Consider the following 24229-nt stretch of genomic DNA (forward strand, 5'->3'; position numbering starts at 1 on the left):
AGCTTCAGGCAAACACATGCGCCTTGCCGGTCACGGTAAGGCGCACGATCTCGCCGACCTCCGGCACGTCCATGCCGGTCTTGCGCAGGACGAGCGGTGTGTTGCCGATTGCGGCCGCATCCGGCGGATCCGGGCTATTGAGCAGCCGCACCGCGATGGTGCAGACCGAGCCGGCGAATTCGGAGTCCGTCACCTCGCCGAACAGCATGTCCGGCGTCCCCGACATGCCTTCGCGGGAGGTTCGTTTAAGCACCACCTGCTCGGGTCTGAGCATGATACGGGCGACGTCGCGCCGCTCGGCGGTGTCGACGGCGATGCGGCCGAGTGGCGATATGGCAAAGCCGTCGGCGATCTTGGCCGGCACGATGATGGCGTCGCCGAGGAACTCGGCAACCATCCTGTCCCTGGGCTGGAAATAGAGCTCGCGCGGCGTGCCGACTTGCGAGAACAGGCCGTCGCGCATGACGGCCACCTGGCCGGCGAAGGACAGCGCCTCGGCCTGATCATGGGTGACCAGGATGGTGGTGATGCCCGCATCCTCCAGAAGCTCGGCCACAGCCTTGCGCATCGAGGCCCGCAGACCGGTGTCGAGCGCCGAGAACGGCTCGTCGAGCAGCATCAGCCGGGGTTTCATCGCCATGGCGCGCGCAAGCGCGACACGCTGCTGCTGGCCGCCGGAAAGCTCGTGCGGACGGCGCTTCAGGATCGCCTTGTCCAGCCCGACGATATAGGCGAGCTCGACGATGTGCTCGGCGCGCTTCTCGGCGCTGCGGGGCATGCCGAAGCCGATATTGTCGGCGATGGTGAGATGCGGGAAGAGGGCGCCGTCCTGCGCCACCACGCCGATGCCGCGGCGATGCGCCGGAACCGCCGCCCCGCCATTGGCGAGCAGCTTGCCGTCGAGCGCGATGCGGCCGCGGTCTGGCGCCTCGAAGCCGGCGATCAGCCTCAGCAAGGTGGTCTTGCCGCAGCCGGAGGGTCCGACGATTGCGGTGCGGCTGCCGCTTTCGACGGTGAGGTCGACGCCGGCAAGTGCTGCCACCGGGCCATAATGTTTCGCTACGTCGCGGAGTTCGAGGAAGCTCATCGGCCGGCCATCCGCTTCGACTGGACGTAGAGCACCCAGGTCATCGGCAGCGACATCGCCACCATGATCAAGGCGTAAGGGGCGGCCGAGGCGTAGTCGATCTCGCCGCTGTAGGACCAGAACGCCATCGCCAGCGTGCGGGTGCCGTTCGGCGCCAGCATCTGGGTCGCGGTCAGTTCATTGGTGATGCCGAGCGCCACCATCGCCATGCCGGCCGCCGCACCCGGCGCCGACAGCCGGATCGTGGTCGACCATAGCGCCCTGAGCGGCGGACGGCCGAGGCTCGAGGCCGCGCGCTCGAGTTCCACCGGCGCCTGGGCGATCGAGGCGCGCAGGCTGACCAGCGCGCGCGGCAGGAACATCAGCGCATAGCCGAAGAGGATGGTGAAGAGCGTCTGATAGAGCGGCAAGGCGATGCGTACGGTGATGGTCACCAGCGCCAGCGCGACGACCACACCCGGCAGCGAGCCGACGATGTAGTTGCAGCTCTCGAGCAGGCGCTGCAAACGGCCCGGCGCACGGATCGAGATCCAGGCCATCGGCATCGCGGCGACCGTGGCAAGCAGCGCACCGGCGACGGCGAGGACCAGCGTCTGGCCGAGCGCCAGGCTGATCTCGTCCCAACGCCAGACGTCCGCGCCACCGGCAAGCAGCCAGCGGCCGACGGTCACAAAGGGCACGCCGAGCGTGAGCAGCGCAGTGCCGGCGGGCAGCAGCAGGCAAGGCAGCGTGGCGCGGCCGAGTCGGGCGCGCTGCTGCTGGCGCGCCGCACCTGAACCGACGCGCGCGTAACGCTCCTCGCCGCGCACGATCACCTCCAGGCCAAGCAGCACGAAGCAGCAGGCGACCAGCACGGCGGCAAGCATGTTCGCCGCCGGGCCGTTGAACGTCGACTGGAACTGGTCGACGATCGCGGTGGTGAAGGTGTCGAAGCGGATGAAGACATAAAGTCCGTATTCGGCAAGCAGGTGCAGGCCAACCAAAAGCGAACCGCCGCAGATGGCCAGCCTCAACTGCGGCAGCACGACACGCGCGAAGACGCGCCAGGGCCCGAGGCCAAGCGCTGCGGCGGCATCTTCCAGCGCCGGGTCGAGCCGGCGCAGCGCCGCTGCGATCGGCAGATAGAGGAACGGGAAATAGGCGATAACGGAGACGAGCACGCCGGCCCAGAGCCCGTGCAGGCCGGGGATCAGGCTGATCCAGGCGTAACTGTGGACGAAGGCGGGAATTGCCAAGGGCGCCACCGACAGCCACGACCACCAACGGTTGCCGGGCACGTCGCTGCGCTCGGTCAGCCAGGCAAGCGCCACCGACAGCAAGATGGCGATCGGGACGGCGAGGAGGACAAGCAGGATAGTGTTGACCAGCAGCTCGCCGACGCGAGGCCGAAAGGTCAGCGCTACCACAGTGTCCCATCCCGTCTGGATGCCCACCCAGACGATGAAGGCAAGCGGTAGGAGAGCGATCAGCGAGACCATGGCGGCCGCAAGCGTAATCCACGACGTGGACCGCCGGCTCTGCCTTGCGGCAGCCGGCGGCCCTGAATGCGTGAGGTCGATCGCGGACATCAGCCGGAATGCACCGCCAGGAGGCGATCTGATGAACCGCGAATGCGGTCGGAAACGCAGATGATCGTCATAGACGAGGCCATCTCCAAAACAAAAGCGCTCCCGCGGAAAGCGAATTCCGGCGGGAGCACGGTCGGTGTCCTTTTAGGACGAACGCGGACTAAAGCAAGCCGGCTTGCGTCATCAGTTCGATGACCTTCTTCGAGTTCAGGTGCGTCGGATCGATCTTGGGTGCCTGCAAATCGGCCAGCGGCACGAGCTTCGGGTTCGACATGGCATCCTTGCCGACGGCATATTCATAAGAGGTCCCGGTTTTCAAAACCTCCTGGCCGCCCTTGCCGGTGACCCACTTCAAGAAGGCCTGGGCTTCCTTCGGATGCTTGCTCGAGGCCAGCACGCCGCCGCCAGAGATCGACACGAACGCGCCGGGGTCCTGATTCTTGAAATAGTGCAGGCCGACATTCTTGCTGTTCTCGCCGGTCTTCGCCTGATCGCTGAAAAAGTAGTAGTGGTAGATCACGCCGCCATCGATCTCCCCGGCATTGACCGCCTTCATCACCGTATTGTTGCCCTTGTACGCGGTGAAGTTCTCTTTCATGGCCTTCAGCCAGCCGGAAGTCGCGGCTTCACCCTTGAGCTCGAGCATCGCACTGACGATGGCCTGGAAATCGGCGCCGGACGGCGAGGCGGCCCAACGGCCCTTCCAGCTCGGATCGGCAAGGTCGAGCAGCGACTTGGGCAGTTGGTCTTCCTTGAGCTTGTCCTTGTTGTAGGCAAGGACGGTGCTGCGCGCCGCGACGCCCACCCATTTGCCGCTCGAAGGCTGGTATTCCTGCGGAACCTGGGCGAGGGTGTCGGCACCCACCGGCGCGAACAGGCCGGCCGCCTCGACCAGCGCCATCGCCGGCGAATTCTCTGTCAGGAACACGTCGGCCGGCGAGGCAGCACCCTCGGCGACGATCTGGTTGGAGAAATCGCTGTCGCCGCCGTTGCGCAGCGTCACCTTGATGCCGGTTTCCTTGGTGAAGCCCTTCGCCCATTCCTTGGCCAGGCTTTCATGCTGGGCGTTGTAGACGATGATGCCTGCATCCTCCGCCATGGCCGGTCCGGCGATCAGGCCGAGCGCCAGCGCGGCGGCGCCGGCAAGAGTGGAAAAGGCAGTTTTCATGGGCATCGTCCTCAAATCTGGAGACAGGGGTTCAGGCTCAGACGCACCTATCAATACCTGATTGGGATAGTCAACATTCCGACCTGCTTCAATCGGTCGCCGTGCCGCAAACTTTCGTGATTTTCCGGTACTTTGGCTTGGACATTATTTCGCCGGCCCCGTAACAAACCAGGGCCGAGACGCGAACATCGGGGGTAAACTCTTGTGACCGGCAAGGACGAGGCCGAGCTCTCCCGGCTGCTCAGGGCCGCGATCGCGGGAGACGAAAGGGCTTACGCCGACTTTCTTCACCGGATAGCCGCTCTCGTTCGCGGCTTCGTCCGGCGCAAGATCGTTCAGGGCGGGGTCGACCCCGAGGATGTCGTGCAGGAAACCTTGCTGGCCATTCACGTCAAACGGCACACGTGGCGAGAAGACGCGCCGGTGCTGCCATGGGTCTATGCGATCGCCCGCTTCAAGCTGATCGATGCATTCCGCCGGCGCGGCCGTCGCATCGAGGTCGAGCTCGACGAGATCGCCGAGACTTTCGCCGAGCCGGAAGCGGAGACGGTGAGCGAGCGCGACATAAACCGGGCTCTAGACGGCCTGCCGCCTTCGCAGCGCTCCGTGGTTTCCTCGATCTCGGTCGACGGCCATTCGATCGGCGAAACGGCGGTCAAGCTCGGCATCAGCGAGACGGCGGTGCGCGTGTCGCTGCATCGCGGTCTTGCCGCGATCGCCAAAAGGTTCGGACGACAGTGACATGAGAACTGAGGACCTCATAAAGGCGCTCGACGCCGATGCCCGCAACAAGGCGATGCCGCTTGGCCTCGCCTGGTGGCTGGCCGTCGGCGTGGCGGTTGCGGTCGCGGCGATGATCTTTTTCATGACCATCGGTCCGCGCCCGGACATCATGCCGGCCATGCATACGATGCGCTTCATGTCGAAGTTCGTCTTCACCCTGGCGCTCACGGCCAGCGCATTCGCTCTGATCCGGGCGCTGTCGATGCCCGGTGCGGCGAGCAGGCGAGCGAAACTATGGATGCTGGCCGCGCCCGCGCTCGTCGGGATCGCGGTGATCCTGGAGCTTTTCGTCGTGCCGGAGGCGGACTGGGGCAGACGGCTCGTGGGTTCCAACATGATGATCTGCATGAGCTTCATCCCGTTGATCGGCATCGGTCCCCTGGCGATCTTCCTCGGTATGCTGCGCTATGGCGCGCCGACGCGGCCGGTGCTGGCCGGCGCGGTCGCGGGCCTGCTCGCGGGCGGCCTGGCGGCGACCTTCTATGCCGCGCACTGCTTCGACGATTCGCCGCTGTTCGTCGCCACCTGGTATACGATCGCGATCGCTTTCCTCACCGCGCTCGGCGCGCTTGGCGGACGGTTTTTCGTCCGCTGGTAGGATTACACACCGATCCTTAATCACGCCGGCAATTGCTTTGCCGGTTAGCGGTGTGATCGCCGCAGCTTACAACCATTCCTTAAAATCGATCCGCCAGGGTTGTGGCGGCGTGCAGTTGCGCATGGGGGTGGGATCGCATTGTGGCGTGGTTGAGTTGGAAAGGTCCGCGGGCCGGCAAGCGATCTGTGCTCGCCTTGATGGCGGCAGGGCTCGTCGCCCTGACTGCATCGGTCCTGTTGCCGGCGCTGGAGCTCGGCGCGGAGACGCTGAAGTTCTGCCTGCAGATATCCGTCGCGGTCACGGCCGTGACGCTGTTTGTCTCGGCCCTGTTCATCCGCAGGATCATCGACGACCGCCGGCAGATCGCCGAAAGCGAGCAGCGCTTTCGGCGCGCGATGGAAGATTCGGCGATCGGCGTCGCCATCGTCGGCCTCGACGGCCGCATCCTTCAGACCAATCCCGCCTTCGCGGCGATGCTCGGCTACAGCCGGGCGGAAATCGAGGCGCTGACCTTCTTCCAGATCACGCATCCCGACGATCTGCAGATCGGCCGTGAGACGATGATCGCGCTGAAAGAGGGAAAGATCGATTCCTTCCATTTCGAGAAGCGCTATCTCAAGAAAGACGGCACTCCGGTCTGGGCGCAGCTCGCGGGCTCGGTCATTCGCGAAGATGAGACCGGTAAGCCGCTCTATCTTGTGTCGCAGGTCGAGGACATCGATGCGCGCAAGCAGGCCGAAGCGCGCATCGCCGAAGCCGAGACGCGCTGGAACTTCGCGCTGACCAGCGCCGGACAAGGCGTCTGGAGCCTCGATATGCGCAAGGGCGGCACGACCTACTCCGAAACCTGGGTCAGGATGCTGGGCTATGACGATGGCGAACTGGACGGCGATCCCGACCGCTGGCTGACGATGATCCATCCGGACGACCGCCAAATTGTCGCCGAGGCGGACCGGGCGCATCTTGCCGGCGAGACGGCCTTCTTCGAGGCCGAGTTCCGGATGCGCCACAAGGACGGCCATTGGGTCTGGATCCTCGACCGCGGCAAGGCGATCGAACGCGACGGCGAGGGCCGGCTGATCCGGGCCATCGGCAGCTTGACCGATATCACGGAGCGCAAGGAGGCCGAAGAACGGCGCAAGGTCTCGGCGGCGATGCTCGCCGATGAAAAAGAGCGGCTCAGGGTGACGCTGCAGTCGATCGGCGACGCGGTGATCTGCACCGATGCCGCCAATCGCGTCACCTTCATGAATCCGGTCGCCGAACAGCTCACCGGCATCGCCAGCGGCGAGGCGCTTGGCAAGGTGCTCGGCGATGTCTACTGGGCGGTCGATGAGGAAACCGGACAGAGGATCGGCCTGACGCGACCTGCGGCCGGCGACCGCCATCATGGCGACCAGAACGCCCGCGCCGTGCTCATCAGGCGCGACGAGACGCGCTGCAGCATCCGCCAAATGGTGTCGCCGATCATGAACGACCGCGACGAGTTCTGCGGGCTGGTCATCGTCTTCCAGGATTTCACCGACGCGCGCGCCCTGCAGCGCCAGCTCGCTTATGCCGCGGCCCATGACGCGCTGACCGGGCTCGCCAACCGCCCAAGTTTCATCCGCACAATGGAGGAGCTGGTCGGTCGGTGCCGGCTGAATGGCGGCGAGCATCAGTTCATGTTCGTCGATCTGGACCATTTCAAAGCGGTCAACGACACTGGCGGCCACGCGGCGGGCGATGCGCTGCTGAAGCGCGTCGCCGAGGCCATCCGCAACGTGCTCGGGCCGGAAGATATCGTCGCCCGTCTCGGCGGCGACGAGTTCGCGGTCATACTGAAATCGGGCGCGGCGGCGCGAGCGACCGTCGCGGCGCGCTCCATCATCGAAGCCATCCGCAACCTGGGCTTCAGCTGGGACGGCCGTCCGCATTCGATCGCCGCCAGCATCGGGCTTGCGCCGATCCGCGCCGGCTGCGGCGAGGTGGATGAGATCATCGCCCGTGCCGATGCCGCCTGCTATGCCGCCAAGGCAGCCGGCCGCGGTTGCGTTTCGGCAGCGCCCGATGAAGTTTCGAAGGACGAGGCGGCGCTCCTGCCGCTTGCGGCGGCATCCTGAACGCCGCGTGGAGAGCGTTCAGCCGCGGGGCTCAGCGCGTCGGCACCGGATGGTCGCCGCGATAGTCGTAGAAGCCGCGGCCGGTCTTGCGGCCGAGCCAGCCGGCCTCGACATATTTCACCAGCAGCGGGCAGGGGCGATACTTCGAGTCCGACAGGCCCTCATGCAGCACCTGCATGATCGACAGGCAGGTGTCGAGACCGATGAAGTCGGCCAGCTGCAGCGGCCCCATCGGATGGTTGGCGCCGAGCCGCATGGCGGTGTCGATGGCGTCCACCGTGCCGACGCCTTCATAGAGCGTGTAGATCGCCTCGTTGATCATGGGCAACAGGATGCGGTTGACGATGAAGGCCGGGAAATCCTCCGAAACGGTGATCGTCTTGTCGAGCCGGTTCACGAAGGCCTTGGCGGCCTCGAACGTCTGGTCCTCGGTGGCGATGCCGCGCACCAACTCGACCAGCTTCATCACCGGCACCGGGTTCATGAAATGTATGCCGATGAAGCGCTCAGGCCGGTCGGTCTGCGCGGCGAGCCGGGTGATCGAGATCGAGGAGGTGTTGGTTGCGAGAATCGCCTCCGGATTGAGCTGCGGGCAGAGCTGGGCGTAGATCTTGCGCTTGACCGTCTCATCCTCGGTCGCCGCCTCGATGACGAGGTCGGCAGCGGCGAGATCGGCCATGGCGGACGCCGATGAGATGCGCGCCATCGCCTCGTTGCGCGCCTTTTCCTCGAGCTTTCCCGAACCGACCTGGCGGGCCATGTTGCCGCTGATGGTGGCGATGCCCTTCTCGACCCGGTCGGACGAGATGTCGTGGATCAGGACCTTGTAGCCGGCCAGCGCCGAGACGTGGGCGATACCGCCCCCCATTTGACCTGCGCCGACGATGCCGATCGTCTCGATCTTGCTCATTACCCCAATCCCGTCTGGAGCATTTCCGCTACTGAGAGGTGCGGAAGAGCTCCCTTCTCTTTGTTTCCCGCAATTCCGGACGCAAAGTGGCTCTGCACTTTCCTGGAATTGCCTTTTTTGTTTTATCGCAATTCCGGAGGGAAAACCGCTACCGGCTTTTCCTGGAATTGCGCAAGCCTTTAGCGGCCCGCTTTTTGTGCAGTGCAAACTAAAAGGGCGGGGCGACTTCGTCTACCCCACCCTTCGGATTTTAATATGCCAGAGCAGAAAGCGTCAAAGCGCCTTTTGCAGCTCCGGCAGGATGACGAAGAGATCGCCGACGAGACCGTAGTCGGCAACCTGGAAGATCGGCGCTTCCTCGTCCTTGTTTATGGCGACGATGACCTTGGAATCCTTCATGCCGGCGAGGTGCTGGATGGCGCCGGAGATGCCGACGGCAATGTAGAGATCGGGAGCGACCACCTTGCCGGTCTGGCCGACCTGCCAGTCGTTCGGGGCATAGCCCGCATCGACCGCCGCGCGGGACGCGCCAACGGCGGCGCCGAGCTTGTCGGCAACCGGCAGGATCACTTCCTGGAACTTCTCCGAGGAGCCGAGTGCACGGCCGCCCGAGATGATGATCTTGGCCGAGGTCAGCTCCGGACGATCGTTCTCGGAAAGCTTGTTCTCGACGAAGGAGGAGAGGCCGGGGTTGGCGGCGGCGTTGACCGTCTCGACCGGGGCCGAACCGCCCTCGGGCGCTCCTTGGAAGGAGGCGGTGCGCACCGTGATCACCTTCTTGGCGTCGGTCGATTGCACGGTCTGGATGGCGTTGCCGGCATAGATCGGCCGCTTGAAAGTGTCGGGCGAGACCACCTCGATGATCTCGGACACCTGCGCGACGTCGAGCAGGGCCGCCACGCGCGGCGCGACGTTCTTGCCGGCCGAGGTGGCGGGGGCGACGATCGCGTCATAGGAGCCGGCGAGCGAGACGACGAGGGCGGCCAGCGGCTCCGCCAGGCGCTCGGAGAGCTCGTCGGCCTCGGCCAGCAGCACTTTGCGAACACCTTTCAGCTTGGCGGCCGCGTCGCTTGCTGCCTTGGCGCCCTTGCCGGCAACCAGCACGTCGACATCCGAGTCGATCTGCAGGGCCGCCGACAGCGCCTTGGCGGTCTGGTCGGAAAGGGTTGCGTTGTCGTGTTCGGCGATGAGGAGAATTGCCATTTTCCTGTTCCTTTCCTGACCGCTTTAGAGCACGCCGGCTTCGTTCTTGAGCTTCTCGACCAGCTCGGCGACGCTCTTGACCTTGACGCCCGCCTTGCGGCCGCCGGGCTCTTCGGTCTTGATGACCTTCAGGCGCGGCTTGACGTCGGCGCCGTAGTCGGCCGGGCTCTTCTCGTCGAGCGGCTTCTTCTTGGCCTTCATGATGTTGGGCAGCGAGGCATAGCGCGGCTGGTTCAAGCGAAGGTCGGCGGTTACGATCGCCGGCATTTTCAGCTCAACGGTCTGCAGGCCGCCGTCGACCTCACGCGTTACCTTGGCATGATCGCCGGCGAGCTCGATCCTGGAGGCGAAGGTGCCTTGAGCCCAGCCCAGCAGCGCCGCCAGCATCTGGCCGGTCTGGTTGCTGTCGTCGTCGATCGCCTGCTTGCCGAGGATGACGAGGCCGGGCTTCTCGGCCTCGACCACGCCCTTCAGCACCTTGGCCACACCCAGCGGCTCGGTCTGCTCGTCGGTCTTGACCAGGATGGCCCGGTCGGCGCCCATGGCGAGCGCGGTGCGCAGCGTCTCCTGCGCCTGCTGCGGGCCGATCGAGACGACGATGATCTCCTCGGCCTTGCCGGCTTCCTTGATTCGGATCGCTTCCTCGACCGCGATCTCGTCGAACGGGTTCATCGCCATCTTGACGTTGGCGAGCTCCACGCCCAGCCCGTCGGCCTTGACCCGGACCTTGACGTTCGCGTCCACAACCCGCTTTACGGGCACAAGGATCTTCATTTTCCTGTCACCTCTCCTGAGATAGTCGGGCGCGCTATAGCAGTGTGCGCCTTGTCAGAGTTGTCGAAAGCCGACATTCCGGGCGGAATTCTGGTCTTCAACGGCCAAGAGGCAACTCCACCCCGATGTTTCGCCTAAGCATGATCTTTTCCGAAACGGTTCCCACTTTTCGGGATCATGCTCTGTGGTGGCGTTTCCGTAGTGGCGGCAATCCGGCGCGTCAATATGCACGACGCACTCAAATCGGTTCAGTCCCGCGGCGACGCGGCGCCGCGGCCCCATCGAGGCGCCGTCTGTGCCGGCGCCTCGGGCGTTGGCCCGGGCTCGATCGGGAGAGGGACTTCCTGGACTTTCGGCGTCGGGTCCGGCTCGCCGTCTGCGCCGGCAAGCAGCGGCACGCCGCGGTTGCGCAACACCAGGACGAGAACGGCGCCGGCAATGATGCCGCCGATGTGGCAGGCCCAGGAAATCTGATCCTCTCCTCCGGCGGCAAACATCACGACCTGGAACAGGATCCAAAGGACGAGCGGGATGAAGGCGGGGATGCGCAGAGGAATGCGCGCAAAGACCAATACCCACACCTTAACCCTCGGATAGAGGATCAGATAGGCCGCAACCACGCCGGCGATGGCGCCGGAGGCGCCGATCAGGGGCACCTGGGAATCCCAACCGACCAACCCTTGAAAGAAGGCACCCGCCGCCGCGCAGGCGAGGTAGAAGATCAGGTAGCGTACATGGCCGAGCGCGTCCTCGACATTGTCGCCGAACACCCACAGGAACAGCATGTTGCCGCCGAGATGGAAGATGTCGGCATGCAGGAAGGAATAGGTGAGATAGCTGAGGCTTTCGGGAATGACGACGAATTCGGGCGACAGCTCCACCTTGTCATGGACGACAGAGGGGATGAAGCCAAGGCCAAGCACGGCGGCGTTGGTGAAGCTCTCGCCGCCAAGCGTGGTCGCGAGATAGACCAAGGCATTCGCGGCGATCAGACCGATCGTCACATATTGCAGGCGGATGTGGCGGAGCCTGTTGGTGTCATAGAGCGGGATGAACATCGGACCCTCCCGCCATACCCGATTGTCAGCGGTTCTTGCCGGGAACCCATAGCACGTCGGCATTTCCGTTGTCATTGACCGCTCGTGCGGCGACGAACAGGAGGTCGGAGACGCGATTGATGTATTTCAGCGCCTCGGGGTTGACGTGCTCAGCCGGATCCTGCGCCAGCGCCACCATGAGGCGTTCGGCGCGCCGCGCCACGGTGCGCGCAAGATGCAAGGCTGCCGCGGCAGGCGTGCCGCCGTTCAGCACGAAGGATTTCAGCGGCTGCAGGTCCTTGTTGAGAGCATCGATGTCCTTTTCGACGCGCCCGGTCTGCGCGGCGACGATACGCAGCGGCTCGTAGTCGAGCGGCTTGCCCTCGTCCGGCACCGCCAGGTCGGCGCCAAGGTCGAAAAGGTCGTTCTGGATGCGGGCGAGCATGGCGTCGATCGTCGGATGAACGGTTCCGGTATGGACGCGCGCCATGCCGACGCAGGCATTGGCCTCGTCCACCGTGCCGTAGGCTTCGACGCGCAGATCGGACTTCAGCCGCCGCTCGCCGCTGCCCAGACCGGTGGTGCCGTCGTCGCCGGTGCGGGTATAGATCTTGTTGAGCTTGACCACGTTCTCCTCCCCGGCCCGTTACTTGCGGGTGAAGTAGACGGTCAGCATGATCAGCATCAGAGCTATGAACTGCAGCAGCACGCGGGCCTGCATCAGCTTGTTGGAGGTGAAGCCGGAGCCGCCGCGCATCATGTTGACGAGGCCGCGGATCAGCACGACCACGACGGCGGCCATGACGACGATGGCGAGGATGTTGAAGACGGTTGCCATGGGGCTGGCTCCAGTTGGGTTTCGGTCAGGCCCGCCTGGCGAGCACGCGGTAGAGCATCGAGGCCGGCAGGATGCGCTTCAGCGCCACGCCGATTCTGGCCGGCACCGTTACCACATAATGCGGGTGCGGGCGCTGTGACAGAAGCGCGTGGCGCAAGGCGGCATGGACCACCTCCGGTCCGGGCTTCAGACGCGAGACGCTGCCGCCGGCCTTCAGTCGCGCGAGCTGCGCCTGGTAGTCGGCGCGGTGAACGGAGTTCTCGACGTCGATGTTCTTCAAGAACCATGCCAGGCCGTTGCTGGCGATCTTCGAGGTCACCGGCCCCGGCTCGATCAACGAGACATGAATGCCGCTGCCTTCGAGCTCCTGGCGCAGGCAAAGCATCAGGCCTTCGACGGCATGTTTCGACGCCGAATAGGCGCCGCGAAATCGGACCGGGGCGAGGCCCAGGATCGAGGAGCAGTGGACGAGGCGACCGTGGCCCTGCCGTCGCATGACCGGCACGACGCGGCGGGTCAGGTCGTGCCAGCCGAAGAAATTGGCTTCGAACTGCTCTCGCAGCGCCTCGACAGGAAGGTCCTCGACGGCACCGGGCTGCGCATAGGCGCCATTGTTGAACAGCGCATCGAGCGTGCCGCCCGTGCGCTCCAGCACAGCGTCGACCAGGGCGGCGATGGACGCTGGCTCGCGGTAGTCGAGATAGAAGGCTTCGATGCCCTCCGCCTCGAGCGCGGCGATGTCGGCCGGTGTGCGGGCCGTGGCGAACACGCGCCAGCCTTCCGCCTTCAATGCGCGCGCGCAATAGGCGCCTATGCCGGAGGAGGTGCCGGTGACGATGATGCTGCGCAACTGTTCAGCGGTGGGCAACGTTGTGGGACCTGGGGTTGCCATTTGCCGCAATCCCTTCCCATATTCGCGGCGTCGACACAATCGAGCGGAGCGCGGGTCCTTGCTCAGGAATATCGTCGCGGTCAAGCGCGTGCTCTACGATGCGATCGGCCATTTCACCACCGACGACGGCTGGGCGATGGCCAGTCATCTGGCGATCACCTCGCTGATGGCGCTGTTTCCGTTCCTGATCTTCGCAACGACGCTGGCCAGCTTTCTCGGCGCGCGCGCCTTCGCCGACACGGCCGTGCATCTGGTCTTCGACACCTGGCCGGAGCAGATTGCCAAGCCGATCGCGCGCGAGGTGCAGAATGTGCTCACAGTACGGCGCAGCGACCTCCTGACCTACGGCGTGCTTTTGGCCGCCTACTTCGCCTCGAACGGCATCGAGGCGCTGAGAACCTCGCTCAACCGCGCCTATCGCGTTACCGAGACGCGCGGCATCATCCATCGCCGGGTGCAGAGCATCATCTTCGTGCTGATCGCAACGGCCTGTTTTCTCGCCGTCAGCGTGCTTCTGGTGTTCGCGCCGCTGCTCGCGCGGCTGGCCGAGGCGCATCTGGAATGGATCAAGCCCTATATGGGCACGATCACCATATGGCGTTACGTCATCGCCTCGACCGTCATCGTCATCGGCCTGTTCGCCGTGCATATCTGGCTGCCGGCCGGCAAGCGCCGCTTCGTCTCCATCGTTCCGGGCATCGTCTTCACGCTGGTCGCGTGGCTGGCCGGCTCGACCATCTTCGCCACCTATCTCGACCATTTCTCGTCCTATGTGACGACCTATGCGGGGCTGGCCTCGATCATGATCGCGGTGGTGTTCCTCTACATCATCTCGGCCATTTTCATCCTCGGCGGCGAGCTCAATGCCGCGATCAGCCGCTATCTCGAGGCGCGCGCCCGCGTGGGTTGAGCCCTGTCCTGACGGGCGGTCGCGAGCCCGACGCCTAGCGTCGCGACCGCCATGCCGGCGATCTGCAGCAGATTGAGCTCTTCGCCGAACAGAGCCCAGGCGATGACGGCGGTGACGGCGGGCACAAGATAGAACAGCGATGCGACCTTCGACATCTCGCCGTCCCTGATCATCACCATCAGCAGGAAGATGGCGCCGAGAGACAGCACCAGGACCAGCCATGCCATGGCAAAGATGAGCTCGCCGTTGACGGTGATGGTGCGCGTCTCGAAGGCGAGCGACCCCAGGATCGTGACGACGGAGCCGCCGACATACTGCCACATGGTCGCCGAGACCAGGTCGCCGCCGGAGGCAAAGCGCTTTTGCCAGATCGTTCCAGCGGCCATGCCGAGCACCGAGACCAGCGAGGCCGTCAGCGTTGCCGCGGTAACGCCGCCGCCAATCATGCCGAGCTTCGGCCAGAGCACGATGACGACGCCCAGAAGCCCGACGGCAAGGCCCGCCCAATGGCGCGGCAGGATCGCCTCGCCGAGGAATTTGCCGGCGAGCACCGCCGTGATCAGCGGCTGCAGGCCGACGATCAGCGCCGAAAGCCCGGCCGGCATGCCTCGGTGGATCGCCCAGAAGACCCCGCCCAGATAGACGCCGTGCATGAGGACGCCGGCCACCGTCGCATGAAGCGCCTCCTCGCGGGTAGCCCGGCGCGAGCCGATAAGGACGGTCAGTCCCGCAAACAGGATCGCCGCCAGCACGAAGCGAATGGCGAGGAAGGTGAAGGGCTCCGCCCATGGCATTGCATAGCGCGCGCCGATGAAGCCGGTTGCCCACAGAACGACGAAAGAGGCGGGGATGAACCGTTTTATGCTGTCCATTGGAAGGAGGGCTCTGGCTGCGCGTGAAAAGTTGATGTCGGCAATTGCTCTAATGCCGATCAATTCGGCAAGCAAAACGAAACGGTTGATCCATAAGCTCATCCGAATTCAACAAACGGTGCCAAGAGGGGCATGGCGTTAAGGCACGCCATGAGCAGGCATGCTTTTGCATCTCGGTACGACATGGCTGCTGTTCGCGGTCGCCACCGTCGCGGTCTTCGGGTTCTTCTTCGGCACCGCGCTCGATGCCATCATGAAGGACGACGGCTTCGGCTCGACCGGCAACACGCTGCTCTTCACGCTGGGCTTCTTCGTTGCGGTGATGATCGCCAACGAGCACGGCATCACCTTCCGTGATATCAAGCTAGCGGTGGCATGGGGCTTGAGCGGCGCCTTCGTCTTCATCAGCGTGATGGCGCTGATCAAGGCCGGCCTGGCTCGCTTGTAATCAAAGCCCAACCAGCCGCACGACATTCTGCGGCGACACGCCTGCCTGCCTGAGTGCGGCAAGGCCCGTGTCCTTGAAACTCTTGGACAGCTTCCGGCCGTCTGGGCCGAGGATCAGCCGATGGTGGAAGTAGCGCGGCGCGGAGAGGCCGAGCAGGTCCTGCAACAGGCGCTGCACGCTGGTCGCCGCGTAAAGGTCCTGACCACGCACGATATGGCTGACGCCCTGCAGCGCGTCGTCGACGACGACCGCGAGATGGTAGCTGGTCGGGATATCGCGGCGCGCCACGATGACGTCGCCCCAGGCCTGCGGCGTTGCGTCGACCGTGCGCGTCGCGGCCATGGTCTCGTCGGTGAACTCGATCCATGACAAGGCGCCCGGCATGCGCGCCCTGGCTGCCTCGATGTCGAGCCGCCAGGCAAAAGGCGTGTTCTCGGCAATGCGCCGCTTGCGCTCCTTAATCGGAAGTGCCTTGTCGAGCGGCGGGTAAAGCGGCACGCCGTCGGGGTCGCGCGGCCAGTTGCGGCCGCGTTTCTCGGTCCCTGCAATGAAGGCCCGGATCTCGCCGCGGCTCATGAAGGCGGGATAGACGAGTTCCTCGGCGATCAGGCGGTCGAGCACGGCCCTGTATTCGGAAAAATGTTCGGACTGGCGCCGCACGGGCTCTTCCCATTCGAACCCCAGCCATCTCAGGTCGCGGAATATGCCGGCCTCGAAGTCCGGCGTGCAGCGCGTGACGTCGATGTCCTCGATGCGCAGCAACAGCCGTCCTCCCGCCCGTGCCGCCATCTGCCGGTTCATAAGCGCTGAATAGGCATGGCCGAGATGCAGTTCGCCATTGGGGCTCGGCGCGAAGCGGAATGTCAGGAGCGTCATGTCTCGGGCGGCATTCGGGTTGAAAGGCGCTTCCGCCGGTTGATAGTTAGCCATCAATTGCCACTTCATGAGCGCTCTGGGAACAAGCAAACGTGCAACGCATCGCCTCGCTCGACGACATTGCGGCAGGACTCGACGCGCTCTGCCTGTTCGATCCACGGCTGGAGAAGGTACGCGGCATGGCCGGCGAGGTGCCGCTGAGGCTCTCCGAGCCGGGATTCGGCAGCCTGGCGTCGATCATCGTCTCGCAGCAGGTGTCCCGCGCCAGCGCCGATGCCATCTTCGGCCGGCTGGTCAGGCTGGTCGATCCGCTGACGCCGGAAGGGATACTTTGCGCCGGCGAGGATATTTTCCGCGAGGCCGGCCTGTCGCGGCCGAAGCAGCGCGGGCTGATCGCCATCGCGCAAGCCGTGGCCGGCGGGCTCGACCTCTACCATCTCTGCTCGCTTGACGCCGGCGAGGCGATCGCGGCGATGACGGCGGTGCCGGGGATCGGACCGTGGACGGCGGAGTGCTACCTGCTGTTCGCCGCCGGCCACCCCGATGTGTTTCCCGCGCGCGACGTCGCGCTGCAGACGGCGGTCGGCCATGCCCTGGGCATCGACCCTCGCCCGCCGGAGAAAACGCTGATACGGCTGGCCGAATCATGGAGCCCGTGGCGAGGGGTCGCGTCGCGGCTTTTCTGGGCCTACTATCGGGAATTGAAGGGCAGGGACGCGGCGCCGCCTGTCGAGATGGCCGAAAAAGCATGAAAATCATGCGTTTTTGAGCGTTTCGCCGAACGACAATCCGCTTCACATCCCTGTCATGTCGGGCTTACAGTATCCCGTGGCGTTCGGTTTAGAACGAAGGAGGCCAACAACGTGACGGTTGCCGTATCTCCGGATGGGCTTCCCGCGCTGGTGCTGAATGCGGACTACCGTCCGCTCAGCTATTACCCCCTGTCGCTCTGGTCGTGGCAGGACGCCATCAAGGCTGTCTTCCTCGACCGGGTCAATATCGTCGCCGAATACGAGCACGCCGTCTCCTCGCCGACCTTCTCGATGAAGCTGCCGAGCGTGGTGAGCCTGAAGGCCTATGTGAAGCCGTCGCGGCATCCTGCCTTCACCCGCTTCAACGTCTTCCTGCGCGACCGCTTTCAGTGCCAGTATTGCGGCACGACCGACGATCTCACCTTCGACCATGTCATCCCGCGCCATCGCGGCGGGGCGACGACCTGGGAGAATGTCGTGGCCGCCTGCTCGCCCTGCAATCTCAGGAAGGGCGGCATGATGCCGGCGCAGGCCAAGATGTGGCCGCTGCAGAAACCCTATCAGCCGACCGTGCACGACCTGCACAACAACGGCCGCCTGTTCCCGCCCAACCATCTGCATGAAAGCTGGATGGATTATCTCTACTGGGATGTCGAACTGGAACCGTAGAGTTCGGCCCAAACCCGCCATGCCGGCCGCCTGACGCAGCTTTCTGCGCTTCCGGTGCTCACGTACTTAAGTACGCTCCGATCCGGTTCTCGAAAGTTGCGCCGTCCGACTCAGCCTGCCGAATTTCTGCTCGAACTCTGCGTCGTCGCTATGGCGCTAGCTCAGTCGCGCGACAGCGCGCTGCGTAAGGCGACGGCGGCCAGGATGAGGCTGGCGATGGCGTTCCAGCCGGCGAGCGACAGGCCGAGGATGCGAAGCGCGGCCTTGTCGCAGGATGGCGGCACGAACTTATCGAGCGCGTCGAGCACGCCCTTGCCGCCGGTGTCGACCGGGCCGGCGCCGGCCGTGCAGTCGGCGGGGCCAGGCCACCAGGCCCATTCGACGCCGGAATGGTAGATGCCGAGATAGAGGCCATAGAGCATCAACAAGCCGCCGATCCCCAGCAGGCCGCGCGTCAGCCAGGCCGGTGCGCGCAGCATCGAGGCAGCGGCCGCCACCAGCATCAGCGGCGCGCCGATATAATAGGGCGTGCGCTGTTCGAGGCAGAGATGGCAGGGGATGTAGCCGCCGATATACTGGAAGGCGAGCGCCGAGCCGACCGTCGCTGCCATGGCGACGGCCAGGAACAGCGCGGCACGCGTCCGCTGGCGTCCGGTGTCGGCAGTCATGGTCGCTGTCATCGGTCCTGATCCGTTCGCTTGGTCCTATCCGTGGGCGTATCTGACCGCGATATAGAGCAAAATAAGGGCAGCGGCGCCGGCGCTGACGATCATGCCCAAACGCTTTTCGATGAACTCCCTGATCGAGTCGCCGTAGCGGCGAAGCAGCCAGGCAAGCAGCAGGAAACGGGCGCCGCGCGCAACGATCGCCAGTGCGATGAACAGCAGGAGGTTGACGCCGATGACGCCCGACAGGATCGTCACGACCTTGATCGGGGGCAAATGCGCCGCGCCCGAGGTGATCAGCATCAGGACGATGAAGCCGACGCCGGATGAGGTGCGCAGCTGCTCGAACTCGTCATACTTGCCGTAGAATTCCAGAATCGGCTTGGCCACCGCCTCATAGGCGTAGTGGCCGATGAACCAGCCGGCGACGCCGCCGAGCACCGAGGCCGCCGTGGCGACCAGCGCGTAGCGATAGGCACGCTCCGGCTTGGACAGCGCCATCGGCAGATAGAGCACGTCGGCCGGCACCAGAAAGACGGAGCTTTCGACGAAGGCGATGAAGGCCAGCCACCATTCGGCGGATTTCCTTGCCGCCAGCGACAGGGTCCAGTCGTAAAGTCCGCGAAGCATCGGCTCTCCTGAAAAGCGCGCGGTGGTTTTGGACACCGGGTGGCAGGAAGACAAGGTCCCAAAGCGCCGCATCCATCCTTTGGGATCCAAGGCGCTTCAACGCATCCCCTGTCTAGAAAGATTTTCCGCGCCGCACAATGGCGGCACCTTCACGATACCGAAAGGCATGGCCGGGTGTAGTCAGCGCTGGCAAATCGGCGACAGGCCAGTTGACGAAAGCCCGTCCGCCCGTATAGTCCGCGCCCATCCAGGCCGCCCGGCCTGAGCCCCTATGGCGGAATTGGTAGACGCGCTCGACTCAAAATCGAGTTCCGCAAGGAGTGCTGGTTCGATCCCGGCTAGGGGCACCATTTGGTCTCTTTGATCATCAACCAGGCAGTTGCCGAAGTGACGGAACTTCATGGGCTGGCCAACCACTTCACAGGGCTGCCGGCCGGTTACAAAGCGTTACTGCGCTTGAACCTGCAGGGTTCGACGACGGAAGATCAACCAGCCCAAGCCGCACGCCAGCCCGACGTTTAGCAGCGCCAAGCCAGCGAGAGCCGCGAGAGTGCCGTGAGCGCCCACATGCTCCAATAACAACGCTCCGACAGATGGCGCTGCTGCCTGGGCGATCAAGCTGGGCATGGCGAGACGCCCCATCAGCCTCGCGTATCCCGACGGGCCGAACAGAGCGAGCGGCAGCGTGCCCCGCGCTATTGTTTCGAGGCCGATCCCGCCTCCGTAGAAGGCTAGCGCCACCGCCACGACCGGAACCCCGACCCAGAGCGCACCAATGCCGATGGCAACGAATGTCACTGACGCGAACTTGGTCCAGATGGGATGATGGTAGCGGGCGATGGCCATCTCGACGGCACGCGCCGACACTTGAGCGGGGCCGACCAGTGCCCCGAGCCCAACGGCAGCGGCGAGCGCCATGCCGCCGGCCTGTAAGATGGTGAGCAGATGAACTGACACCGTCGACGAAATGACCGCCGCCAAGGTCAGCGTGGCAGCCAGGACTACCATGATCGGAATTGAGGTCGGCCGAGAAGGGACCTCAGCCTGTGTCTTCCCCAGCCGGTCCGGGACGCTCGGCGGCGGTACCCCACGCGGCAGCATCGTGAGATAGAGGGGGAGGGCGAACAACAACTGCACCGAGGCATAGACGAGGCAGGTGCCGCGCCAGCCCGTCTCGCCCATCAGGAAGGCGGAGATAGGCCAGCAGATGGTGCTGGCGAACCCACCGAACAGCGAAAGGATGGTGATGGCGGAGCGCGCGCTGTGGCCGTAGAGCCGGCCGAGGGTCGCGAAGGCGGCATCGTACAAGCCGGCCCCCATCCCAAGCCCAACAACCAGCCAGGCCACAATGTAGGTGGCGAGGTTTGGGGCGACGGCAAGTCCGATCTGGCCGATGCCGATGCAACACGCGCTGAAGGCAAGAACATTGCGCCCGCCGTGCCGTTCAATGGATGAACCGACATGGGGTGAAATCAAACCGGCGACGAGCAAGCCGAGCGACAGCCCGCCAACGACCCACGCCAACGGCCAGCCCGTGTCAGAAGCCACCCGTGATGCGATGACCGCCGGCAGGTAGTAGGTTGACCCCCAAGCCATGATCTGGGTCAGCCCGAGGATGGATATGATCGTTCGGCGACTGCGCTCCATAGGGGTTCGTTTCGTTCATGCTGCCGCGTTGCAACCGCAGCCGCTCTTGCCAGCGGCTTTCGCTTGAGCATCGGCGACACAACAGGCGTCAGCCTCGGAAGGAGCGGGGCCACCACAACATCCGCCAGCGGTCGCGCGTATGGTCGACTGGGGGACCGTGCAGACGCCGGTTTCGGGTAGCACCAGTTGGACGGCATCCGCAGCCGCCATGTCGCCAGCGAGGGCTGCTGCGACCGACCGTACCTGTTCATACCCGGTCAGCAGCAAGAAGGTCGGAGCGCGGCCGTAGCTCTTGATGCCGACCGTGAAGAAGTCGGGCTCGGGGTGGCTGAGTTCGCGATGGCCGTGCGGCGGAACGTCGCCGCAGGAATGCTCGTTGGGGTCGATCAGAGGCCCCAGCGCCTTGACGCCCTCAAGCCACGGATCGAGGTCAAGCCTAAGCTCACGGGTGAGGGACAGATCGGGCCGCTGGCCGGTCGCTGCGATGATGCGGTCGAAAGGCCCGAGTATTTGTAGGCCGTCCTTCGTTTGACCTTCGACTGTCAGGCGGCCGTTTGAACTGCGGATGGCCAGCGTTGCGAAGCCAGTGACGAGCTTTGTGCGCCCGCTCTCCGCCAGTTCGCGAACGTCAGAGCCAAGCTCGCCACGGGCAGGCAGTTGGTCCAAATCTCCACCACTGTAAATGCGAACCAGATCGGTCCCGCGTGTCGCCCAGACGAAAGCGGTTCCGGGCTCGACCTCAGCCAGCCTATCGAGATCGAGTAGGGCGTTGGCGGCCGAATGGCCCGAGCCGACAACAAGCGTCGCGCGGCCGGCATAGAGGGTGCGGTCGCGGCCGAGAATGTCAGGGATGCCATAGGCGATCTTGTCAGCGAACTCCGCTTCACCCTCTGCCGCGATACCACCGGCCCCAAGCGGGTTTGGCGTCTGCCATGTCCCGGACGCATCAACAACGGCACGCGCGCTGTCACGTCTGATCCCCTCGGCGGTCTCCACGACCAACATGAAGGGCCGTGCCTCTCGATCCTTGCTCAATACCTTGTCCGCACCCCAGCGGGAGATGCCAACCACGTTCGCGTTGGTCTCGATAGATGTTGAGAGTTCAGGGAGCCTCGCGAGCGGTTCAAGATAGTGCGCGACCAGCTCGTCAGCGGTTGGGAACGCTTCCGGCTCGGGCATCGTCCAGCCACTGCGCTCAAGCAGCTTTACCGCCGCCCGATCCACACAGTAGCGCCAAGGTGTGAACACCCGAACGTGGCCCCAGTCCCTGAGATTGGTCGCGACCGCAGCGCCGGCCTCGTAGATCCTCACTGGGAGCCCACGTTCTACGAGATGAACTGCGGCCGCTAGGCCGACCGGGCCGGCTCCGATGACGGCGACAGGGAGGGCGTCATGGTCATTCATCGACATTGTTTCCGTCCTTCCGGGATCATGGAAATACGATGCAAAAAAATAGGCTATGCCGCCGCGTCGCTCTCCACTGTACCGCAGGCTGCGTCAGCGCAGCACTCGTCAGCCAGGAAGCCGATCAGGTCCCGCATGATAGGGTAGTTGGCCCGACAGATCAGGGTCGTCGCCTGCCGCTCCTGCGTCACGAGGCCGGTCAGAATGAGGCGATGCAGGTGATGGGACAGCGTCGAGGCCGCGATACCCAGGCTGTCCTGCAAGTAGCCCACCGGCCGGCCTGCTTCGCCGGCTCTGACCAGTGTGCGATAGAGCTTGAGCCGTGTCGGATTGCCGATGGCTTCGAGCTGTTTTGCGGCTTGTTCGAGTTTCATGGAATAACACTGCACCCGCCGCCGCCACGGGTCAACCACCTATTTCGACAAGGATCGAAATACGGTCAGACGACCCGCTTGCCGCTCTCGTCAATCACGACCTCGCCGTCTTCCTTGGTGAAGGGGCCGATGTCGGAATTGGGCAGGATCGGCAGGACCGCCTCGGATGGTCGCGCCAACACCACACCCAGCGGGGTCACCACGATAGGGCGGTTGATCAGGATCGGATGCTTGAGCATGGCGTCGATCAGATCGTCGTCTGACCACTTTGGATCAGCGAGCCCAAGCTCGTCATAGGGCGTTCCCTTCTCCCGAAGCAGCGCACGCGGAGTGATGCCCATGTCTGCGATCAACTCAACCAGCTTGGCACGCGAGGGAGGCGTCTTGAGGTATTCGATGATCTCGGGCTCTTCGCCGCTCTGCCTGATCATTGCCAGCGTGTTCCGCGAGGTGCCGCACTGGGGGTTGTGATAGATCGTGACGGTCATTCGGCAGGTTCCACTTTCGTGGGGGCTTTGTGTTCCGCAAGCAGCCAGCCGGCGAGCATCATTGCCAACAGCGCTCCGGCGAGCTGAGCGGCGATGAAAGCTGGAACGTCGAGCGGCCGGATACCCGTGAAGGTGTTGGAAAGGGCGCGGGCCACGGCTACGGCTGGGTTGGCGAACGATGTCGAGGCAGTGAACCAGTAAGCTGCCACGATGTAGAGGCCAACCAACCACGGGATGGCATCCGCTCGAAAGCGAAGACCGGCAAGGATGGTGAAGACAAGGCCGAAGGTCGCGACCGCCTCCGCGATCCACAGGCCAGCCCCCGAGCGAACCATGGTCGAGAGACTGAAGAGCGGCATGTCGAACATGGCATGAGCCACCAGTGTGCCGAGGATGCCTCCGGCGACCTGGGCTGCCACATAGGTCAGGGCCGCGTCGCGGGCGATCTGGTGCCGCAAGCTAAACACGAGCGTGACCGCTGGGTTGAAGTGCGCACCGGAAATCGGGCCGAGGATGGTGATCAGCACGACCAGCATCGCGCCGGTCGGCAGGGTGTTGCAGAGCAATGCGAGTGCCACGTCATGGGTCAGCCGATCAGCCATGATGCCGGAACCGATCACGGCCGCGACCAGCATGGCAGTTCCAAGTGCTTCGGCCGCGAGCCGCCGCGGCAGGTCAACGGACATGGTGCCAAAGCTCCATTGAGATTGAGGTCGTCAGCATTTGCAGGTCACCGCTTGGATGACCGGCTGGCAAAGCTCCGGGGCGCCCCTGCAGCAGTCTTGCATCAGGTAGGCCAGCAGATCGCGAAAGGCGTTCATGTCGACGACATACCGGACGATCCGCCCCTCGCGTTCGGCGCGAACAAGCCCCGCGCGCTCGAGGACCTTCAGATGTGCTGACATGGTGTTCTGCACCGTTCCAAGCTGTGATGCGATCTCGCCAGCTGGAACGCCTTCGGCACCCGCTCGAACGAGCAGGCGAAAGGTTCCCAGCCTTGTGTCCTGGCCAAGCGCGGCCAGCGCGAGCAGAGCTGCTGCTTTGTCCATCTATCCATTCATCCAGATTTGTGGATGTAAGTCCGAAGCATGACGGTTGGATGACAGACTGAAGGGGTCCGCCCGGCCACCGGGTAGCTCGTCTCGGGAGAGAAGCCCGCGACGAGGTTCTCACGAACAGCCCGTGTTTAAGATCTTGAGGTCCTCGCGATTCAGGGATCGCTGAACTCGTTGCGCTTGGGTGGTGTGTCACTTTGAATTTACAGTGCCGGTTGACAAAGACGGCGCCTAGTCGCTCCATTAGACGTGCCTAAAATGGAGGCAGCGATGGCCTATACGTATCGGTGCAAGGACTACCCGGGAATGGAAGCCTGTCCGGGGAGCTTCACGGCAGAGAGCGCGGAAGAGGTGATGAAGCACGTCGAGCTTCACGCGAAGTCCGCCCACGGGGAAGACCCCAGCCAGTGGTCCAAAGAGGATCGACAACAGCTACAAGCGCTGATGATTGCCAGCTAGGCGCGTGGCCCTGCGCTCAG

28 protein-coding genes and 1 tRNA gene are annotated in these 24229 nt (G+C 64.4%); 9 read left to right on the forward strand and 20 right to left on the reverse strand.

The window, feature by feature from the left end:
- Positions 1-4: 4 nt before the first annotated feature.
- From CK220_RS03475 to CK220_RS03485, 3 genes are all read right to left on the reverse strand, one after another.
- Entirely contained in the window at positions 5-1087 is a 1083-nt protein-coding gene (locus CK220_RS03475; protein ID WP_095810154.1) for an ABC transporter ATP-binding protein, read from the reverse strand.
- Positions 1084-2655, reverse strand: coding sequence for an iron ABC transporter permease (locus CK220_RS03480; protein ID WP_245428942.1), 1572 nt, complete (start codon positions 2653-2655; stop codon positions 1084-1086). The genes CK220_RS03475 and CK220_RS03480 overlap by 4 nt, the downstream gene beginning before the upstream one ends.
- Positions 2656-2815: 160 nt before the next feature.
- On the reverse strand, positions 2816-3823 hold the full coding sequence (locus CK220_RS03485) for an iron ABC transporter substrate-binding protein (protein WP_095810156.1): 1008 nt from the start codon (positions 3821-3823) through the stop codon (positions 2816-2818).
- Positions 3824-4027: 204 nt separating this feature from the next.
- On the opposite strand from CK220_RS03485, the gene CK220_RS03490 reads away from it, so the two are divergent.
- From CK220_RS03490 to CK220_RS03500, 3 genes are all read left to right on the forward strand, one after another.
- Positions 4028-4564 carry a sigma-70 family RNA polymerase sigma factor gene (locus CK220_RS03490; RefSeq protein ID WP_095810157.1) on the forward strand — a complete coding sequence of 179 codons (537 nt, stop codon included), beginning with the start codon at positions 4028-4030 and terminating at the stop codon, positions 4562-4564.
- Position 4565: 1 nt separating this feature from the next.
- Entirely contained in the window at positions 4566-5204 is a 639-nt protein-coding gene (locus tag CK220_RS03495) for an NrsF family protein (RefSeq protein WP_095810158.1), read from the forward strand.
- 140 nt (positions 5205-5344) lie between these two features.
- On the forward strand, positions 5345-7306 hold the full coding sequence (locus CK220_RS03500; protein WP_245428945.1) for a PAS domain S-box protein: 1962 nt from the start codon (positions 5345-5347) through the stop codon (positions 7304-7306).
- Positions 7307-7337: 31 nt separating this feature from the next.
- Here CK220_RS03500 and CK220_RS03505 read toward each other — a convergent pair whose 3' ends face one another.
- From CK220_RS03505 to CK220_RS03535, 7 genes are all read right to left on the reverse strand, one after another.
- Complete coding sequence (locus CK220_RS03505; protein ID WP_095810160.1) at positions 7338-8216, reverse strand: 3-hydroxybutyryl-CoA dehydrogenase; 879 nt, start codon at positions 8214-8216, stop codon at positions 7338-7340.
- Between the two features lie 273 nt (positions 8217-8489).
- Positions 8490-9419, reverse strand: coding sequence for an electron transfer flavoprotein subunit alpha/FixB family protein (locus tag CK220_RS03510; RefSeq protein ID WP_095810161.1), 930 nt, complete (start codon positions 9417-9419; stop codon positions 8490-8492).
- Between the two features lie 24 nt (positions 9420-9443).
- Positions 9444-10193, reverse strand: coding sequence for an electron transfer flavoprotein subunit beta/FixA family protein (locus CK220_RS03515; protein ID WP_066990176.1), 750 nt, complete (start codon positions 10191-10193; stop codon positions 9444-9446).
- A gap of 248 nt (positions 10194-10441) precedes the next feature.
- Positions 10442-11251, reverse strand: coding sequence for a rhomboid family intramembrane serine protease (locus tag CK220_RS03520; protein ID WP_095810162.1), 810 nt, complete (start codon positions 11249-11251; stop codon positions 10442-10444).
- A gap of 25 nt (positions 11252-11276) precedes the next feature.
- A complete protein-coding gene (locus CK220_RS03525) occupies positions 11277-11858 on the reverse strand; it encodes a cob(I)yrinic acid a,c-diamide adenosyltransferase (protein ID WP_095810163.1) in 582 nt (193 codons plus the stop codon).
- Positions 11859-11876: 18 nt separating this feature from the next.
- Positions 11877-12068, reverse strand: a complete 192-nt coding sequence (locus tag CK220_RS03530; RefSeq protein WP_095810164.1) for a twin transmembrane helix small protein — start codon at positions 12066-12068, stop codon at positions 11877-11879.
- Between the two features lie 25 nt (positions 12069-12093).
- Positions 12094-12960, reverse strand: coding sequence for an SDR family oxidoreductase (locus tag CK220_RS03535; protein ID WP_095810165.1), 867 nt, complete (start codon positions 12958-12960; stop codon positions 12094-12096).
- A gap of 58 nt (positions 12961-13018) precedes the next feature.
- On the opposite strand from CK220_RS03535, the gene CK220_RS03540 reads away from it, so the two are divergent.
- Positions 13019-13870, forward strand: a complete 852-nt coding sequence (locus tag CK220_RS03540) for a YihY/virulence factor BrkB family protein (protein WP_095810166.1) — start codon at positions 13019-13021, stop codon at positions 13868-13870.
- Here CK220_RS03540 and CK220_RS03545 read toward each other — a convergent pair.
- Complete coding sequence (locus CK220_RS03545) at positions 13840-14742, reverse strand: DMT family transporter (protein ID WP_095810167.1); 903 nt, start codon at positions 14740-14742, stop codon at positions 13840-13842. The two genes, CK220_RS03540 and CK220_RS03545, sit on opposite strands and share 31 nt — an antisense overlap.
- A 160-nt stretch (positions 14743-14902) precedes the next feature.
- On the opposite strand from CK220_RS03545, the gene CK220_RS03550 reads away from it, so the two are divergent.
- Entirely contained in the window at positions 14903-15190 is a 288-nt protein-coding gene (locus CK220_RS03550) for a hypothetical protein (protein WP_066990158.1), read from the forward strand.
- Here the strand turns inward: CK220_RS03550 and gluQRS are convergent, their stop codons facing one another.
- Positions 15191-16066: a tRNA glutamyl-Q(34) synthetase GluQRS gene (gluQRS, locus tag CK220_RS03555; RefSeq protein ID WP_095810295.1), complete on the reverse strand. Its 876-nt coding sequence runs from the start codon at positions 16064-16066 to the stop codon at positions 15191-15193. It lies immediately after the preceding gene.
- A gap of 92 nt (positions 16067-16158) precedes the next feature.
- On the opposite strand from gluQRS, the gene CK220_RS03560 reads away from it, so the two are divergent.
- Both CK220_RS03560 and CK220_RS03565 read left to right on the forward strand, forming a co-directional pair.
- Entirely contained in the window at positions 16159-16818 is a 660-nt protein-coding gene (locus tag CK220_RS03560) for a DNA-3-methyladenine glycosylase (RefSeq protein ID WP_095810168.1), read from the forward strand.
- A 111-nt stretch (positions 16819-16929) separates the two neighbouring features.
- Positions 16930-17487 (forward strand): HNH endonuclease, encoded by a 558-nt coding sequence (locus CK220_RS03565; protein ID WP_040970486.1) that lies wholly within the window; start codon positions 16930-16932, stop codon positions 17485-17487.
- 161 nt (positions 17488-17648) lie between these two features.
- Here the strand turns inward: CK220_RS03565 and CK220_RS03570 are convergent, their stop codons facing one another.
- Together CK220_RS03570 and CK220_RS03575 are read right to left on the reverse strand one after the other, a co-directional pair.
- The gene (locus CK220_RS03570) at positions 17649-18167 is read right to left on the reverse strand and encodes a disulfide bond formation protein B (protein WP_095810169.1); all 519 of its coding nucleotides are present in this window, start codon (positions 18165-18167) and stop codon (positions 17649-17651) included.
- A 24-nt stretch (positions 18168-18191) separates the two neighbouring features.
- Positions 18192-18782, reverse strand: a complete 591-nt coding sequence (locus CK220_RS03575) for a YqaA family protein (RefSeq protein WP_095810170.1) — start codon at positions 18780-18782, stop codon at positions 18192-18194.
- Positions 18783-19047: 265 nt separating this feature from the next.
- Between CK220_RS03575 and CK220_RS03580 the strand changes: the two genes are divergently transcribed.
- A tRNA-Leu gene (locus tag CK220_RS03580) sits at positions 19048-19132 on the forward strand.
- Positions 19133-19229: 97 nt separating this feature from the next.
- Here the strand turns inward: CK220_RS03580 and CK220_RS03585 are convergent.
- The 6 genes from CK220_RS03585 to CK220_RS03610 form a co-directional block, all read right to left on the reverse strand.
- Positions 19230-20429, reverse strand: coding sequence for an MFS transporter (locus CK220_RS03585; RefSeq protein WP_095810171.1), 1200 nt, complete (start codon positions 20427-20429; stop codon positions 19230-19232).
- A gap of 15 nt (positions 20430-20444) precedes the next feature.
- On the reverse strand, positions 20445-21833 hold the full coding sequence (locus tag CK220_RS03590; protein WP_095810296.1) for an NAD(P)-binding domain-containing protein: 1389 nt from the start codon (positions 21831-21833) through the stop codon (positions 20445-20447).
- A gap of 53 nt (positions 21834-21886) precedes the next feature.
- Complete coding sequence (locus CK220_RS03595; RefSeq protein ID WP_095810172.1) at positions 21887-22207, reverse strand: metalloregulator ArsR/SmtB family transcription factor; 321 nt, start codon at positions 22205-22207, stop codon at positions 21887-21889.
- Positions 22208-22272: 65 nt separating this feature from the next.
- On the reverse strand, positions 22273-22695 hold the full coding sequence (gene arsC / locus CK220_RS03600; RefSeq protein WP_095810173.1) for an arsenate reductase (glutaredoxin): 423 nt from the start codon (positions 22693-22695) through the stop codon (positions 22273-22275).
- Entirely contained in the window at positions 22692-23381 is a 690-nt protein-coding gene (locus CK220_RS03605) for an MIP/aquaporin family protein (protein ID WP_095810174.1), read from the reverse strand. Before CK220_RS03605 ends, arsC begins: the two co-directional genes overlap by 4 nt.
- A gap of 30 nt (positions 23382-23411) precedes the next feature.
- Positions 23412-23744 carry a helix-turn-helix transcriptional regulator gene (locus CK220_RS03610; RefSeq protein ID WP_095810175.1) on the reverse strand — a complete coding sequence of 111 codons (333 nt, stop codon included), beginning with the start codon at positions 23742-23744 and terminating at the stop codon, positions 23412-23414.
- 276 nt (positions 23745-24020) lie between these two features.
- Between CK220_RS03610 and CK220_RS03615 the strand changes: the two genes are divergently transcribed.
- Positions 24021-24209, forward strand: a complete 189-nt coding sequence (locus CK220_RS03615; protein ID WP_095810297.1) for a DUF1059 domain-containing protein — start codon at positions 24021-24023, stop codon at positions 24207-24209.
- Positions 24210-24229: the final 20 nt, after the last annotated feature.

The organism is Mesorhizobium sp. WSM3860, assembly GCF_002294995.1.
Classification (GTDB): Bacteria; Pseudomonadota; Alphaproteobacteria; order Rhizobiales; family Rhizobiaceae; genus Mesorhizobium.

Excerpts from the sequence above, each read along its gene's own strand:
- CK220_RS03475 (WP_095810154.1), bottom strand. The coding sequence starts at position 1,087 with ATGAGCTTCCTCGAACTCCGCGACGTAGCGAAACATTATGGCCCGGTG.
- CK220_RS03480 (WP_245428942.1), bottom strand. The coding sequence starts at position 2,655 with ATGTCCGCGATCGACCTCACGCATTCAGGGCCGCCGGCTGCCGCAAGG.
- CK220_RS03485 (WP_095810156.1), bottom strand. The coding sequence starts at position 3,823 with ATGAAAACTGCCTTTTCCACTCTTGCCGGCGCCGCCGCGCTGGCGCTC.
- CK220_RS03495 (WP_095810158.1), top strand. The coding sequence starts at position 4,566 with ATGAGAACTGAGGACCTCATAAAGGCGCTCGACGCCGATGCCCGCAAC.
- CK220_RS03505 (WP_095810160.1), bottom strand. The coding sequence starts at position 8,216 with ATGAGCAAGATCGAGACGATCGGCATCGTCGGCGCAGGTCAAATGGGG.
- CK220_RS03510 (WP_095810161.1), bottom strand. The coding sequence starts at position 9,419 with ATGGCAATTCTCCTCATCGCCGAACACGACAACGCAACCCTTTCCGAC.
- CK220_RS03515 (WP_066990176.1), bottom strand. The coding sequence starts at position 10,193 with ATGAAGATCCTTGTGCCCGTAAAGCGGGTTGTGGACGCGAACGTCAAG.
- CK220_RS03520 (WP_095810162.1), bottom strand. The coding sequence starts at position 11,251 with ATGTTCATCCCGCTCTATGACACCAACAGGCTCCGCCACATCCGCCTG.
- CK220_RS03530 (WP_095810164.1), bottom strand. The coding sequence starts at position 12,068 with ATGGCAACCGTCTTCAACATCCTCGCCATCGTCGTCATGGCCGCCGTC.
- CK220_RS03535 (WP_095810165.1), bottom strand. The coding sequence starts at position 12,960 with ATGGCAACCCCAGGTCCCACAACGTTGCCCACCGCTGAACAGTTGCGC.
- CK220_RS03545 (WP_095810167.1), bottom strand. The coding sequence starts at position 14,742 with ATGGACAGCATAAAACGGTTCATCCCCGCCTCTTTCGTCGTTCTGTGG.
- CK220_RS03550 (WP_066990158.1), top strand. The coding sequence starts at position 14,903 with ATGCTTTTGCATCTCGGTACGACATGGCTGCTGTTCGCGGTCGCCACC.
- gluQRS (WP_095810295.1), bottom strand. The coding sequence starts at position 16,066 with ATGACGCTCCTGACATTCCGCTTCGCGCCGAGCCCCAATGGCGAACTG.
- CK220_RS03570 (WP_095810169.1), bottom strand. The coding sequence starts at position 18,167 with ATGACAGCGACCATGACTGCCGACACCGGACGCCAGCGGACGCGTGCC.
- CK220_RS03575 (WP_095810170.1), bottom strand. The coding sequence starts at position 18,782 with ATGCTTCGCGGACTTTACGACTGGACCCTGTCGCTGGCGGCAAGGAAA.
- CK220_RS03585 (WP_095810171.1), bottom strand. The coding sequence starts at position 20,429 with ATGGAGCGCAGTCGCCGAACGATCATATCCATCCTCGGGCTGACCCAG.
- CK220_RS03590 (WP_095810296.1), bottom strand. The coding sequence starts at position 21,833 with ATGAATGACCATGACGCCCTCCCTGTCGCCGTCATCGGAGCCGGCCCG.
- CK220_RS03595 (WP_095810172.1), bottom strand. The coding sequence starts at position 22,207 with ATGAAACTCGAACAAGCCGCAAAACAGCTCGAAGCCATCGGCAATCCG.
- arsC (WP_095810173.1), bottom strand. The coding sequence starts at position 22,695 with ATGACCGTCACGATCTATCACAACCCCCAGTGCGGCACCTCGCGGAAC.
- CK220_RS03605 (WP_095810174.1), bottom strand. The coding sequence starts at position 23,381 with ATGTCCGTTGACCTGCCGCGGCGGCTCGCGGCCGAAGCACTTGGAACT.
- CK220_RS03610 (WP_095810175.1), bottom strand. The coding sequence starts at position 23,744 with ATGGACAAAGCAGCAGCTCTGCTCGCGCTGGCCGCGCTTGGCCAGGAC.
- CK220_RS03615 (WP_095810297.1), top strand. The coding sequence starts at position 24,021 with ATGGCCTATACGTATCGGTGCAAGGACTACCCGGGAATGGAAGCCTGT.